Below are 15,050 nucleotides of genomic sequence, written 5' to 3'. Positions count from 1 at the left end.
CCCGTAAATACATAATTGGTTATTGACAAGCATGGGGGGTAGGGGAGTAGGAATTCAGCTCCAAATGCAACGCCCCCTTTCCCGTGCGGGCAGCGTCGCTTTTATTGTTCAGCACTTTTTTCCGAGCCGCCGATATGTCCAAAACGTTAATTATAGCAGAAAAGCCGAGCGTCGCCACTGATTTGGCGAGAGTGCTCGGCAAAGAGCTTGGAAAATTCACCCGGGACAAGTCCGGGGCATTTTACCAGAATGACCGGGCCATCATCACCTCTGCCGTAGGTCATCTGCTGGAACAGAAAAAACCCATGACGGAAGAAGGAAAGTCCCTGCCGTGGAAATTCGACTATCTGCCCGTCATCCCCAGGAAGTTTGAACTGGAACCTATCAAGCAGTCGGAAGACCGTTTGAAAAAGGTTCTTCAGCTTGCCAGGAGCAAGGACGTCACGGAAATCGTCAACGCATGCGATGCCGGGCGTGAAGGGGAACTGATCTTTCACAATCTGGTGCGTTACGGAAAATGGACCAAGCCTACGCGGCGCTTATGGATGCAGTCCATGACGGATGAGGCCATCCTCAACGCATGGCATGGCATGCGCAGCGAAGCTGACATGAAGCCCCTGACGAATGCCGCCGTCTGCCGTTCCGAATCAGACTGGCTGGTGGGGCTGAACAGCACCCGCGCCCTGACGATCCTGCAATCCCGCGGCGGCTTCAACGTCACCCCCGCCGGGCGCGTGCAGACGCCCACGCTGGCTATTCTGACGCAGAGGGAATTGGAAATCCAGGCGTTTGAACCGGAGCCCTATTCGGAAGTATGGGCCGAATTCGACGTTCAGTCCGGCTCTTACTCCGGCCGCTGGATTGACCGTGACTGGAAGAAAAACGATCATCCCCACTCCCGCGCGGAGCGCATCTGGGATCCGGAACAGGCGGCCGTCATCCGCGACCGCTGCCGTGGAAAAGCCGGCACGGTGACGGAAGAAAAGAAACCGGTCACGACGGTCGCTCCGCTGTTGTATGACCTGACTTCCCTTCAGCGGGAAGCCGCCAACCGCTACGGTTTTTCCGCCAAGCGCACGCTGCAGCTGGCCCAGGAATGCTATGAAAAGCACAAGGTGCTCACTTATCCGCGTACGGACTCCCGCTACCTGCCGGAAGATTATCTGGGCAAGGTTTACGGCATCGTAGGCACGGTGGCGGAGCAGAACCCGGAATTCGCCCCCTTTGCCAGGGACATTTTGGACAACAAGCGCATCAAGCCCAACCGGCGCGTGTTTGATACAAAAAAGGTGAGCGACCACTTTGCCATCATCCCGACCGGGAAGATGGAGAAGCTTACCGGGGACGCGCAGAAACTCTTGGAAATGGTCATGGCCCGTTTCCTGGCCGTCTTCTTCCCCGCTGCCGTGTTTGAAGACACGCGGAGAACCACGCTCATTACCCACCAGGACGGCGTGACGGACGCTTTCCTGACCACGGGCCGGGTGCTTGTGGAGCCGGGCTGGCAGGCCGTTTACGGACGGAAGGCCGGCACTTCCTCCAAGGAGGAGCTGGTGCCCGTCCGCGACGGGGAGCAGGCCGCCTTGCGTGAGATTGAAATCCGCAACGCCATGACCAAGCCGCCCGCCCGGTACAACGAAGCCACGCTGCTGGCTGCCATGGAGGGGGCAGGAAAACTGGTGCATGACGAAGAACTGGCTGCCGCCATGAGCGAACGCGGCCTGGGCACTCCCGCCACCCGCGCCTCCATCATTGAAGGGCTGATTTCCCAGGAATACATCGTCCGGGACGGCCGCGAACTTCTGGCGACGCGCCGCGGGATTGAACTGATTGCCCTGCTGGAACGCATCGGCCTGAAAACGCTCACCTCCCCCAGCCTGACCGGGGAATGGGAATACAAGCTCAAGCAGATGGAACAGGCCGCCCTGCCGAGGGATTCCTTCATGGAGGGCATTAAGACCCTGACCGGGGAAATCGTGAAGAGGGTGAAGGATTTCCGGGAAGCCCAGCAGCAGGTGGAACTGCCGGAAATGGAATTGGACTGCCCTTCCTGCCATGCCCACGGCCTGAAAAACACGCTGGACGCCGTTTCCTGCCGTTCCTGCAAGTTCAGCATCCGCAAAGTTATCTCCGGCCGCGACATGACGGATGAAGAATTGAAGACCCTTATTGTGGACGGCAGGACGGGAATTCTCCACGGATTTACCTCCCGGTTCGGCAAGCCCTTTGAGGCGGGGCTGGAACTCAACGACAAATTCCGGGCCACGCTTTACTTCCCGGCGCGGGAGGAAGATGAAGCCGCAGGGGTGGAGGAAGCCGTGAAAGTGGCTTCCGTCGCCATTCCGGACATGGGAGAGCATGATGTGATGGAAACGGCCAAGGCTTGGAAAATTCCTTCCCTGACCCTTGGAAAGGAACATGCCGCCGTCTCCGTTTCCCGGACTATCTTGGGACGTGAAATCCCGCTGGACCAGGTATTGAAGATTTTGGCGGAAGGAAAATCCGATCTGATGAAGGGGTTCATTTCGCAGCGTACCAAGCGTCCGTTTGACGCTTATCTGGTCTTCAATGCAAAGACGGGGAAAATAGGTTTTGAATTCCCGCCGCGGGAAAGGAAATATCCCGCTAAAAACGCTGCCGGAAAAACGGAAGGCAAGGCGGAGAAGACGGGCCGGACCGCCGCCAAAACTGCCGGGAAAGACTCCAAATCCGGGGGGGCTGCCAAAAAGGGGCGCAAGCAATAACGGCAGCGGAAACATTCCGCCGGGAACGAAGATTGGGAAAAGAGCCGGGAAAAAGCTTCTTCCCGGCTGTTCCCGTATGTTAGCTTGAAAGCGCACCCCTGGATTCCTGACGATGAAATGCCTTTTATTTGCTGTGCTGGCGTGGTGCGGCGCGGTTTGTGCGCCGGCGGAGGAATATGCCTTTCCGGGGGAACGGGAATGGATTTCCAAATTTGGAGATGTGGTGAAGGGCAGTTTCCATTCCTGCACAGGGGCCGGGGCAGTTCTGAAAATAGGGCGAAGGCATGTGGAAATTCCGTTAACCCGTCTGGATGAGGAAGACGCTGCGCTTGCGGCTTCTCTGACGGGAGCGGAGGCGCGCCGGAACCTGAAACTGGCCGCGATGCTTTGGCCTTTCCTGATGAAGGAACTGCAGAAGGTGACGTGGACGCCGGCAGAAAAGAATATCTCGCCCCGGTATCATGAAATGGCCCGGAAGAAGAATGCCGGAGCTTTAACGGGAACCAGAAAAGTGGATGGACTGGTTTGTGCCACATCGCTTTCCATCATTCAGGGGCCTCCGTTCCGTATCCGGGAATACTTCCGTCCGCAGGCGCGTCCGGAAAGCGGCAGGGGGCAGAAGAATTTCGATGTGGTTCTGGAGCAGGGGAGCCGCTGCGCTTATTATGATATGGATAAGGGTGTTCTTATTCCCTCCAAATGCCTGTCTGAGGAACGGACGGAAATGCGCGCTCCCGTTTCCTCTCTGCTCCCTCCGGCAGAACAGCTTGCCGCGAGAGAATCAAAAAATTACAGGAATGCGGATTACTCCCTGCTTGTGGAAAACCGCCCCGTCAAGGGAGCCTATGAAACGTGCAAGCCCAATTCCCTGGGAAGAAAAAAGTTGGTCATGTACTGGAATACGGAGGGTGAAATGGTTTGCGGCGTCATGAAGCTGGACTACGACAACATGCGCGTGGCCGCATTATTCGATGGACGGCGGAAGCTGATGAACGCCCCTGGGCTTGGATATGCCGTGATTCTTTCCCGGCTGGATAAAAAAGGCAGGGGCTTGAAGGAGAAAGGCCGTTACTACCATGTGGCGCTGGCTGCAGACGGCCTGCCCGTGTATTATCATGAGGGCCCGGAAGATGAGGCCGCCATGAACCCGCTGCTTTACGGGAAACTACGCGATTCCGAGAAAAAGGCGGCTCTGGCGGAGGAGAAAAGACGTGAACAGGCATTCCGGGCCAGGCGGGAAGCCCGGCGGCGCCTGGTGGAATCCGCCAGGAAGCGTAATACCTGAAAATAGTTCCTGTCTTTTCGCGACGGGTATCCTTCTTTTCTGGAAAGCGCCCGTGAATGTTCTTCTCAGGAGCGCAGCCCTGGCGTATTTCCGGATTTTCCAGTCTTTCAGAAAGGCTGATTATTTATTCCTGCCGGGGAATTTTTCAGAACTATCCGAAATAATTAAAAAACGCTGTTGTTATCCGTTATCTGAGAGTTCCACGGTGCGGAACAAACCCATCACACGGATTCGGCTGGCTCTTTTTCCAGCGGTTTGTGATCTTCTATCAATCTTTTGATATCTTTTCTTGTTTTTTTATCTCTCGATTTTCCTAGCTTTCTGTAAATATCGGTCATGTCAAAGTAGATTAATTTTTCCTGACCCTGATCATTTCTAATAGAAATAATCTGAATATATTTGCCATCATGCATGGTATATATGTACCCTAGTATGCCATATCCCTCATAGTGTTTCCTGATATATTCCTTCTGAGATTCCCTGATATCGTCTGTTTTCTTGATTCCTGTAAGAATAATAGGATTGATGATTGAATTTTCCCTGTCAATTTTCTGACTGCCGGGAATTACATCCTCCGAACCGGCGGCATTATTAATGCAAAAACAGGGAAAGCAGGCTATCGACAAAAAGGCAATTTTCAGTAATGGTTTCATATCAGTTTATTTATTAATCAGTTTTATTTATTTATGTTGTCATTGCAGCCGACGCAGGTGCAGCCTACTTCGTTGCAGTTGCCGCATTGCAAACCGCATTCTTCTGTCAAACGCAGCCGGGCCATTGCGATGACTGTGCTTTCTCCTTCTGCATATGCCTCGGCTTTGCCCTCTTTTTCATCATCTGTACCGGTTACTACCGGGGTAATTGTCTTTCGCAGCGGTATTGGCCCCCCTGTCTCACCCGTGTGATGAACGCTTGTATACTTACAGGATATATAGACTGTGTAAGTGCGTTTGGCGTTGGCTACCCTGACTGGCTCTATGTTTAAATTTTTTAATTCGTATTCACATTTTAATTCCTTTGCATTCCCATAATTGCAAATAACAAAGGTCAAAATGCCCAATAACTGCAATATCTTATTCATCCTAAAATTATGGGACAATTTTGATATATGTAAACATATTTTTAATATGTTTTATATAATGATTGCTTGATAGATAGTTACAAAAATATCTAACAAAATAATGATTATCCGGGAAAGACCCCGGGGAGGATGAGGCGCTGAATAGGAGTGTCCGGCGTTCCAACGGAGAAACAACGCCTTCGCATCTCGGGAGAAGTTGAAAATGCCCGGATTGGCTTTAATTCCGCCCGAAGGCGTGGATTTTACCGGGGGCATGCCGCCATGCTGCGGCGTTCAGCAAAGGCACAGTTGAGCTGCGGGCCCTTTATATTTATCCGCCATACGGGATAAAATGGGAGATTCTGGTATGCCGAGGGGCCGGGATTCCACTAAAATGCCATGTTTCTGGCATGAGGAGGCTGTTTTCTCTGGAGCCTTTCAGTTTGAGTTCCTGCTGGTTTTCCATGAACATGGTGCCGGATTGTTCCCTCAATGCTTCCATATGGCGGGTAAGAAGCTGCTGGCTTCGATGGTCCGCATCTGAGCATCCTGTGAAAGCGCTTCATGGTTTTCAAGTTTCCCTGTTGATGTTGAGTCTCCCGCAGTCTTTTTCGATCCATCCGGAGAGGATGGGACCGGTGAATCGGATTCAGGTCAAATAACCTGTTCCGGGGTGGTTCAGGAGGCATCAAAAGCTTTCAGCACTATTTCTTATTCCCGGTCCGTGTTCCGGATTTTGATGTTGATGAAGATTGTTCCCGGACGGGTGTTATTTGCCGTCTTTTACGGCCGTGTACATTAGCCGTATCAATGGAGGCGGATCCTGCTTTCCGCGAGCCGGAAATGCGGTGAATTCCCGGTGTTCAGCCAATGCATATTTTCAGGGAAAGAAGTGATTCCTGTTCTTTCCTGAAACATTTCCTGCCTTCTTTATGCCGGAAGCGGCAAAGGGGCGTGCGGCATATGCGGCAGTATTATCTTCCTGCCTGGAGGCAGCGGTAGTAATAATCCACGCGGGAAATGAACCAGCTCCATTTGTACCCGGGGCGCCCATTAGTCATCAGCGGGGCGGGGCAATTCTTGCCGGACCAGTAGTTGTGAGGCACTACGTTGCGCAGGGGGACGTTGTAGCGCATCATCAGCAGCGCCGCCAGCTTGGCCGTCTTGTTGTAGATGACGACAGGGTTATGCGTGGTGCATTCACACATTTCAATGGCTACGGAGTATTGGTCTCCCGGTCCGGAATGGTCCGCATGGTGGCCGGTTTCCGTAGTGGGGATGTGCTGGTAGGCGCCGAATTGGTCCACAGTGAAGTGCCAGTTCAGGCTGCGGGACTTGCCGCTGTTCAGGTAACGGGAGTGGGCATTGGCGTCTCCTTTGGGGTTGGCGGTGCTGTGGATGGTGATGAAGCGGGGGCGCATGGAGGATGCGCGCTTGCGGGCATACGTGTTTTTGGGCATGTAGGAAACTTTAATGCCTACTTCACGGCCCATCTGGCCGGGTGTGCGGGGAACTACCGGCGCCTTTTGAATTTTAAAGGAGACGGCCGGCGGCCTCATTTTGTCGTTCTGCGAACAGCTGCAGAACGTCAGGGCGGCGAATACGGCAAAAAAGCCCGTCCAGACAAATCTATATTCCATGCGTTTGTTCTAGGAACAGCCTGGAAGGATTGCAAGAAGAATTTGGAATTAGTTCGGATGAACTAATCAGGCCGTGTTGTGAAGTTGCAGGTATATCCGGTGCGGATGAGACGGACGGGGCCGCGCCTTCGGGAGGAAGGGGCCCGTCCGCGAGGGGAAGCCGTACCGGGAACGCCCGGTACATATCCCGTTATCTGAGGATTTGGGTAAGGACATATTGCAGGATGCCGCCCGCCAGATAGTATTCTTTTTCAATAGGCGTATCAATGCGGACGATGACAGGCACGTCAAATGCTTCCGCATCCGCGGGCTGTACGCGCAGGGTGACCTGCTGGCGCGGAGCGATGCCGTTGTTCAGGCCCAGGATGGAGAAGGTGGCGTCCTTCAACGGAGTGATGCGGTCATAATCCGCCTTGTCGGCGAAGTTGAGGGGCAGGACGCCCATGCCGATAAGGTTGGAGCGGTGGATACGCTCAAAACTCTTGGTGATGACGGCTTTGACGCCCAGCAAATTCGTGCCCTTGGCCGCCCAGTCGCGGGAAGAGCCCATGCCGTAGTCTTCTCCGCCGATGACGATGAGCGGAACGCCGTCCTGAGCGTAGGCCATGGCCGCATCATAGATGAAGGCGGGCGTTCCCGCGGCAGGGATTATTTCCTTGTCCGGGGCGGGAACGGCGCGGTTGCCGAAATACAGTGTGTAACCGCCTTCCGTGCCGTCTACCATCAGGTTTTTAATGCGGACATTGGCGAAGGTACCGCGGGTCATCACGCGGTCGTTTCCGCGGCGGGAGCCGAAGGAGTTGAAATCTTTTCTGTCCACTCCCATGCCCTGCAGGTACAGCCCTGCGGGCCCTGTTTCCCGGATGGCTCCGGCAGGGGAGATGTGGTCCGTGGTTACGGAATCGCCGAAAATGCCCAGGGGGCGGGCATCCGTGATATCCGCCAGTGTGCGGGGCTGGCCGTTGAAGCCGCTGAAGAAAGGAGGGTCCTGAATGTAGGTGGATTGTTCATTCCACTGGAAGACAGAGCCTTCCGGCGCGTATACGGCCGCCCAGCGGGGATTCTTGTCCGGCGTGATGGTGTAAAGCTCCCGGTATGCTTCCGGGTTGCGGGATTTGGCAACGGCTTCCGCAATTTCCCCGGAGCTGGGCCAGATGTCCTTCAGAAATACGGGGTTCCCGCTGCGGTCCGTGCCCAGCGGTTCCGTCTGGAAGTCGATGTCCACGCGGCCGGCCAGCGCAAAGGCGGCGACCAGGGGAGGGGACATCAGGAAGTTGGTCTTGATGGAGGCATGGATGCGGGCTTCAAAGTTGCGGTTGCCGGACAGGACGGAAGCCGCTACAATGTCATTGTCCCGGACGGCCTGTTCCAGCTCCGGATTTAACGGCCCGGAGTTGCCGATGCAGGTGGTGCAGCCGTAGCCGACGGTTTCAAAGCCCAGAGCGTCCAGGGATTCCTGGAGGCTGTTGGTTGCAAAGTAATCGGAGGCGATACGGGAACCCGGAGCAATGGACGTTTTCACGTGCGGAGGCACGTTCAGCCCCCGTTCAACCGCTTTTTTGGCGAGCAGCCCGGCGGCAAGCATCAGCGCCGGGTTGGACGTGTTGGTGCAAGAGGTGATGGCGGCGATGAGGATGCTGCCGTCTTTCAGCTTCGCTTCCTGGCTGAAACCGTCCACCGGAACGGGGACGCCCGCCGGGGAGTGCATGGAAACCGTGACCTCCGGAGATTCCTTCTTGCCGTAACCTCCTTCCGCCACGGGCATGCTGACAAGCTTGCGGAAGCTGTCCCTGATAGAGTTCAGGCGAATGTGGTCCTGCGGGCGTCTGGGGCCGGAGACGGCTGGTTCCACGGCAGACAGGTCCAGTTCCAGCTGGTCCGTGTAGTCCAGATCTCCGTTACGGGGCATTCCCCACAGGTTCTGTGCCTTGAAGTAGTTTTCGTACGTAGTGATGGCTTCTTCGCTCCTGCCTGTCTGGCGCAGATAGTCGGAGCAGCGTTCATCCATGGGGAAGAAGCCCATGGTGGCGCCGTATTCCGGGGCCATGTTTGCTACGGTAGCCCGGTCTGCCAGAGGCAGGGCCGCCGCCCCGTCTCCGAAGAATTCCACAAATTTGCCTACGACTCCGTGGCTGCGCAGCATCTGGGTGACATGCAGCGCCAGGTCCGTGGCGGTCACTCCTTCGCGGAGTTCTCCCGTCATATGGACGCCTACTACTTCCGGCACCAGGAACGTGACGGGCTGGCCGAGCATCCCGGCTTCCGCCTCAATGCCGCCAACACCCCAGCCCACAACGCCTATGCCGTTAATCATCGTGGTATGGGAATCCGTTCCCACCAGGGTATCCGGGAAGTAAACGCCATCCTTTTCCATCACGCCCTGCGCCAGGTATTCCAGATTGACCTGGTGGACAATGCCCACGGACGGAGGAACCACGGAAAAAGTCTGAAAGGCCTGCTGGCCCCATTTGAGGAATTCGTAGCGTTCCGCATTGCGCTGGAATTCAATGTCCAGGTTCTTTTCCAGAGCATCCGTGCATCCTGCCCAGTCCACCTGGACGGAGTGGTCCACCACCAGGTCCACGGGGACCAGAGGTTCAATGACGGAGGCGTCTTTTCCCAATCCTGCTACGGCGGAGCGCATGGCCGCCAGATCCACCAGAAGAGGGACGCCCGTCAGGTCCTGCAGGACAATGCGGGCTACCGTAAACGGGATTTCATAGGAACCGGGATTGTTGGCATTCCAGGAAGCCAGGTTGTCCACGTCCTTTTCAGTCACTTTCAGGCCGTCGCAATTGCGGAGCAGGGATTCCAGAACGATCCGGATGGAAACGGGAAGGCGGTTCAGGCGGGGATAGCCGTTTTCCGCCAAGGCTGGCAGTGAATAAAACTGTCCCGGGGTTCCGGCTCCCGTGATGAACGTACTCTTGGCAATCTTGGTCATGATGCGGAATAGAGGGTTAACTGTAAACAGGCGGCTGCCCTCCTGGCAGTCGCGGGTACTATACAGGCCAAATGTGATAAGGCAAGGACTCTGTGTGACGGAGGGCGGATTTTTCCCCCCCCTTCCGAAGCCGGGGAAATTTTTCTCTGAACCGGGGCGGCCGCTTTTTCCGGCATTTTTTCTCCATGCACGCCGCAGGAATCATGGAGTGCGTCATGGAACATTGAAAATGAGTTCGCAGTATTGTCCAACCCTGTGAAAGGTTTCAAGATGATGAACGCAAAAAACATCTTATCAATCATAGCGGGAGCGTTGGCGCTGGCTGCCTGTTCTGGCCCGCAGGAAGAGAATTTGCGCATGGTGCCCCTGACCGTGCCTGCAACCGTACCCATGACCTCCTACGGACCGCACGCGAGGGTGGTTGTAGCAGGAATTGATTATACGGAGGTGCACGACGAATGGATGAATCCCGATATCATGAAAAAGGCTACCCCGGGCAATACGCGCGTGGTGATCAGTCGCGGTCGCCAAAGGGGCCAGTTGATGGTGGGGGATGAGGTAGCCATGGATTTTCCCGTTTGCGTGGGTAAGGCTTCCCACCGCACGCCCGTGGGCCATTTCCGCATTACGGAAAAGGCAGTGCATCATGTTTCCAATTTGTATGATGCCTCCATGCCTTACTTCATGCGGCTGACGGACAGCGGAATTGGGATGCACGTAGGCCCTGTTTTCCAGACGCCGCAGTCCCATGGGTGCATCCGCATGACCCGCTCTTCCTGCGTGCCGCTTTTCAAAACCGTTAAGGTAGGCACGCCCGTTACGATTGTACAGTAATGCCCGGAAAATTTCCGGGCGCTTTTCCGGAAGAAAAATTCCCCGCATTTTTTAAAAACTCATTTTTTTAAACAAAAAAACGTCATCCGCCGCTATTTTAATAAACGACATGTAGATAAACGGTACTTGCCGCAAGTCGCATTGCCTTAGCAACCCGAACCCTCCATGCCGCTGCCGATGAATGAATACGATACAGTCGGCAGCGGCATGGAGGGAAGCCGTCTGCTTGACCGCAGAACTTGGGGAATGAACGGGCTGCCCGTATTTCGTGAAGAGGACATGGTGCTTGTTCTCCCGGGGCCGCATTTGTTCCTCCGTGTTGTAAAAGATTAATGGAGAAGAAGGATTGGCCTCCCCTGCTTTTTCTCCGGATTATTTTTCCGCAGCTTTCCTGTCTGTTCCTTCCCGGTGCAGCAGGGGAAGGTATTTTCCATAACCCTGTGCTTCCATGTCCTGTTCAGGAATGAATTTCAGGGAGGCGCTGTTGATGCAGTAGCGCAGTCCGCCCTGTTCCTTCGGGCCGTCTGTGAAAACGTGGCCCAGGTGGGCGTCTCCCGTTTTGCTGCGGACTTCCGTGCGCCTCATACCGTGGGAGAAATCCTGTTTTTCCTGAATCAGTTCTTCTTTGATGGGGCGGGAGAAGCTGGGCCAGCCGCAGCCTGAATCAAACTTGTCCGTGGACAGGAATAAAGGTTCGCCTGTCGTGACGTCCACATAAATGCCGGGTCTGTCGTTATTGAAATATTCATTGCGGAAGGGAGGTTCCGTCGCGTTATTCCGCGTGACGGCAAATTGCTCGCGTGTCAGGACGCGGCGCAGCTCTTCGTCCGATTTTTTCCGGTAAACAGGTTCGTTTTCGCGGGCCTGGGACGCTTCCCGGAATTTGGCGGGTGGAATATGGCAGTATCCGCCAGGGTTTTTATCCAGATAGCGCTGATGATATTTTTCCGCCCGTGAAAATTGGCGGAGGGGCTGAACTTCAATTGCCAGAGGCTGCCTGAAGTGCTGCTGGAGCCTTTTCAGGGACGTTTCTATAACAGGTTTGTCCTTCTCATCCGCGTAATAAATGCCCGTGCGGTATTGAATTCCCCTGTCGTTTCCCTGTTTGTTGACGGAAACAGGATCAATAATGGAGTAATACCGTTCCAGAAGAAAGGGCAGACTGAGTTCTTCCGGGTCAAATACTACTTTTACCGTTTCCGCATGGCCCGTTTTCCCGCTGCATACTTCTTCATACGTGGGAGAAGCCGTGGAGCCGTTGGCATATCCCACTTCCGTTTCCTTAACGCCGGGCATCAGGGAGAAGTATTTTTCCACTCCCCAGAAACAGCCTCCCGCCAGGTAAATCGTTTTTAAATCCTTGTTGTCCATATGAGGTTTGTCATTACTGCTTGCCTGGCCTTTTTCCCCGCAGGAAAAAAAGGAGAGCATGGCGACTGCGGCCAAAATGGCGCATGCCAGTCCGGCCAGTGTCCATGGTCCGTGGTAAATACGCTTCATAAACGCTGTATGGAGTCGCCTTCCGGTGCGGGAGCAGCGGCTCCCTGGGCCGGGCAACTGCTGTCCCCCGGCTTTTCCGGAAAGGTAAATGATTAGACAACAGCGGGTTCATTCCGTTCGATACCTGTGTCCATATTTCCTTATTTCTCCCGTTTTTCCGCCTTCATCCTGTTTTTCAGCCACTGGTAAATAGCCCGGTCGGAGGCGTCCGGTTTTCTGCTTGTCTGCATGCTGAATCCGTATTTGGTTCGGAAGTTGAAAACGGCCAGAGAAGGGCTCAGGCCGATGGAAAGCCCCTCCATCCGTATTTCCACCTCTTGCGGGACATGGCTGGAGAAGTCGAGGCGTCCGGCATTGGTGACGGTTTCCACATAGTGTTTCAGGAAAGGCTGGATGCTGGCCAGGAAGGAGGGTTCCAGAGCCATGCGGCAGCGTTCCGGGGAAGAATTTTCCCTGACAAGAATGGCGGAAGGAGCTGCGATGGCGTGGGCGGGCCTTAACGTATTCAGCGGAACATTCCATAAAAAGGAAAACAGCCCCGTGCCCAGGAGAAAAAGAAGGACGGCCAGAGCGCCAAGCCATTTGACCCGTTTGTTTACTGATTGATGACAGGGCCGGCCTTCGTTCATGGAGAGAAGCATGGCATAATATTCCATGGTGATCCATGAAAGAATTTGCCAGGAAGCAGATGGGAATTCCCGTCCCCGCATGAGGGAATTTTTGTACTATAACATGAAAAGCATGAAAAAAAACGCTGGAAATCATGTATAGTATCATTAAATATTAATGTAGTGTATGAGAAAAGATTCCATTTTTCTTTCCATTTTTTTATTTTTCCTTTTTCTGACAATCTCCGTAAATAAATCCCTCGCGGCAAAATATCCTTCGCTGGATGTTCCGAAAGACATTTTGCTCCACGTGAAAGAAGCTGCTTCCTCCCAGTCCCCCTATTCCGGCAATCATTCCGTAAAGCAGGCTGTGGACGGCTCTATGGAATCCGCCAACTGGCATGTTCCCGGAGTGCATCATGTGGAGGGGGAATTTGTGTTTGAAGTGCCGGAGACCATTCATTACATCATTTTTTCCGGAGCCGATTTCAATGAAATTGCCGTGTCCGCCATGTCCGGCTCGTCTTGGAAGGACCTTGGAAAATTCGATATCGGCGGCTCCAGGATGATCAGATTTAAAAAGCCTCTTCAAAAGGTTCGGAAAATCAGATTGACGGTTGATTATCCCGAAGGTTCCTCTCCGTCTTTTACCGTACGGGAAATCAGCTTTTACAAAAGGGTGGAGTCCGTACTTAACCGGAAATTGCTGAAAGTATTTAAGGACACGAGCTGCTCCTCCATCAATCCCAGGTGTACCTTGACGGACCTCAAGGCTCTTCCGGAGTTTTTGCAGATGATTGCGAAGAAAATAAAATCCGGCGATTATGAAGACAAAGAATTCCGCATTGCTTCCTATAAGGCTTACAGCCATCCGGAGTTTGCTGCGAAGGTGAGAAATATCAACGCCCTGAACAAATTTGACAATCCTACCGGAATTGTCGCGGAGAAAGGAGATGAAATTCTTGTGTTCGTAGGACCTACCCATGGAGAAGATATTGGGTTGGCCTCCGTTTCTCCAGCGGGAATAGAGTCTTCCTCCTATCCTTTGAACGAAGGGGTAAACAAAATTAGAATCAACCGTTCGGGATTGCTTTACGTGATGTATCACACCGATATCAGCACGCCCAAGAAGCCGATAACGGTGCATATTCCTGTGGGAAGCGGCATAGTGAATGGATATTTTGACGTGACGAGGCACACGGATAAGGACTGGAAGCGTATGATCAGCAACGCCCCGCATAGCATGTTCGATATCGTTGGGCGGAATTCCATGATGATTCTTCACACAAAGTACCTGAAAGATTACAGTCCGGATTCCATTACGAAATCCGTCAGGGTATGGGATGAAAGCGTCAAGGCCATGTGGAAAATCATGGGATTTGACAAGTATCCCCAGCCGCACAATAACCGGCAGCTTGGCGTTTCCGTAGAAGGAGGAGCCCATATGTTTGCAACCTGGTATTACTGCGGCTACAGTATTGGAGATCAGGGAAATACGCTGAAAAATGAAGTGCTCGCTCCTGGAGTTCTTCAGGGAAACCGCCTTTGGGGAATCGGGCATGAAATCGGTCATTGCTACCAGCATCCGTTCAACTGGCGCAGCATGTCGGAAAGTTCCAACAATTTTTTTGCCCAGCTGATTCTGGACCAGGTGACCAATGCCATTAATGGCAATGAGCAGGCCTCCGATATGGAAAACCCGTGCAAATACCTGCTTTCAGAAGCGGTAAAGGGCATGCCGTTCCATGATTTGAACGGCTGGGCCAAATGGGGTTTTGCTCAATATTCCTTTTATCTGTATTTCCATAAGCTGGGAATCAATCCCGAATTTTATCCTAGGCTGTTTGAATCATTGCGGCGCAAGCCGCTTTCCAGGCAGGCGTATGAGGTTTCCGAAGCCCATTTGGCCTTGTATGAACGCATTTGCAATATCAGCAGGACGGACTTTACCGATGACTTTGAAATTTTTAATTGGTTTGTCCCGATTGACCGCAAGGGGCATCAATATGGGGATTACAGTTTTAAAATGACAGAGGAAATGGCCCGGGCATCCAAGGCCCGCATTGCCGCCAAACGGTACCCCAAACCGAAATTCCGCATTGCCTTCCTGCATCAGCATGGAAAGACGGTCAATTTGTGGGGGCAGAATCTGCATGGGTCCCAGCTCAACGGCTATTGGACCAAATACAAGCAGAACGCAAAACTCAGCCCGTCTGTAAGCGCCTCCAAAAAGGATAACATGATTATTGTGCGGAATGGGGAAAATGCAGCCGCTTTCTGTGTAGTGACCAATGGAAAGGTGGTAGGTTATTATGACCGTCAGAAGTTTGACGTTTCCGGCGTGGAATGGAATGATACCTCTAAAGTGTACGCCATCCCGATTCAGACGGCGGAACCTTATAAGTTGATTTATGCTGCCGGGCGTTCCTGACCGT

10 protein-coding genes are annotated in these 15,050 nt (G+C 53.6%); 4 read left to right on the top strand and 6 right to left on the bottom strand.

The genetic code is table 11. The features are described 5' to 3' along the window. Nucleotides 1–134 precede the first annotated feature (134 nt). Both BHW66_RS06850 and BHW66_RS06845 read left to right on the top strand, forming a co-directional pair. Nucleotides 135–2,744, top strand: a complete 2,610-nt coding sequence (locus BHW66_RS06850) for a DNA topoisomerase (RefSeq protein ID WP_046434613.1) — start codon at nucleotides 135–137, stop codon at nucleotides 2,742–2,744. 112 nt (nucleotides 2,745–2,856) lie between these two features. Beyond that, entirely contained in the window at nucleotides 2,857–4,029 is a 1,173-nt protein-coding gene (locus tag BHW66_RS06845; RefSeq protein ID WP_046434390.1) for a hypothetical protein, read from the top strand. Between the two features lie 221 nt (nucleotides 4,030–4,250). On the opposite strand, the gene BHW66_RS06840 is transcribed toward BHW66_RS06845, so the two are convergent. The 4 genes from BHW66_RS06840 to acnA form a co-directional block, all read right to left on the bottom strand. After that, a complete protein-coding gene (locus BHW66_RS06840) occupies nucleotides 4,251–4,682 on the bottom strand; it encodes a hypothetical protein (protein WP_012419948.1) in 432 nt (143 codons plus the stop codon). A gap of 23 nt (nucleotides 4,683–4,705) precedes the next feature. Continuing rightward, nucleotides 4,706–5,110 (bottom strand): hypothetical protein, encoded by a 405-nt coding sequence (locus tag BHW66_RS06835; RefSeq protein ID WP_046434394.1) that lies wholly within the window; start codon nucleotides 5,108–5,110, stop codon nucleotides 4,706–4,708. A 953-nt stretch (nucleotides 5,111–6,063) separates the two neighbouring features. Further along, on the bottom strand, nucleotides 6,064–6,729 hold the full coding sequence (locus BHW66_RS06830) for an N-acetylmuramoyl-L-alanine amidase (RefSeq protein WP_012419950.1): 666 nt from the start codon (nucleotides 6,727–6,729) through the stop codon (nucleotides 6,064–6,066). 190 nt (nucleotides 6,730–6,919) lie between these two features. After that, nucleotides 6,920–9,673 carry an aconitate hydratase AcnA gene (acnA, locus tag BHW66_RS06825; protein ID WP_286688980.1) on the bottom strand — a complete coding sequence of 918 codons (2,754 nt, stop codon included), beginning with the start codon at nucleotides 9,671–9,673 and terminating at the stop codon, nucleotides 6,920–6,922. A gap of 270 nt (nucleotides 9,674–9,943) precedes the next feature. Here acnA and BHW66_RS06820 point away from each other — a divergent pair, with 270 nt between their 5' ends. Further along, nucleotides 9,944–10,507 (top strand): L,D-transpeptidase, encoded by a 564-nt coding sequence (locus BHW66_RS06820; protein ID WP_022197255.1) that lies wholly within the window; start codon nucleotides 9,944–9,946, stop codon nucleotides 10,505–10,507. 372 nt (nucleotides 10,508–10,879) lie between these two features. Here the strand turns inward: BHW66_RS06820 and msrB are convergent, their stop codons facing one another. Both msrB and BHW66_RS06810 read right to left on the bottom strand, forming a co-directional pair. Next, nucleotides 10,880–11,878, bottom strand: coding sequence for a peptide-methionine (R)-S-oxide reductase MsrB (gene msrB / locus BHW66_RS06815; protein WP_343016029.1), 999 nt, complete (start codon nucleotides 11,876–11,878; stop codon nucleotides 10,880–10,882). Nucleotides 11,879–12,147: 269 nt separating this feature from the next. Beyond that, complete coding sequence (locus BHW66_RS06810) at nucleotides 12,148–12,663, bottom strand: hypothetical protein (protein ID WP_046434402.1); 516 nt, start codon at nucleotides 12,661–12,663, stop codon at nucleotides 12,148–12,150. Between the two features lie 262 nt (nucleotides 12,664–12,925). Here BHW66_RS06810 and BHW66_RS06805 point away from each other — a divergent pair, with 262 nt between their 5' ends. Next, complete coding sequence (locus BHW66_RS06805; protein WP_161994147.1) at nucleotides 12,926–15,046, top strand: M60 family metallopeptidase; 2,121 nt, start codon at nucleotides 12,926–12,928, stop codon at nucleotides 15,044–15,046. Nucleotides 15,047–15,050 lie beyond the last annotated feature (4 nt).

Source organism: Akkermansia sp. 54_46, assembly GCF_001917295.1.
Classification (GTDB): Bacteria; Verrucomicrobiota; Verrucomicrobiia; order Verrucomicrobiales; family Akkermansiaceae; genus Akkermansia; species Akkermansia muciniphila.
Note: the sequence above shows the minus strand (reverse complement) of the source record. Positions and strands in the feature narration are given on the sequence as shown.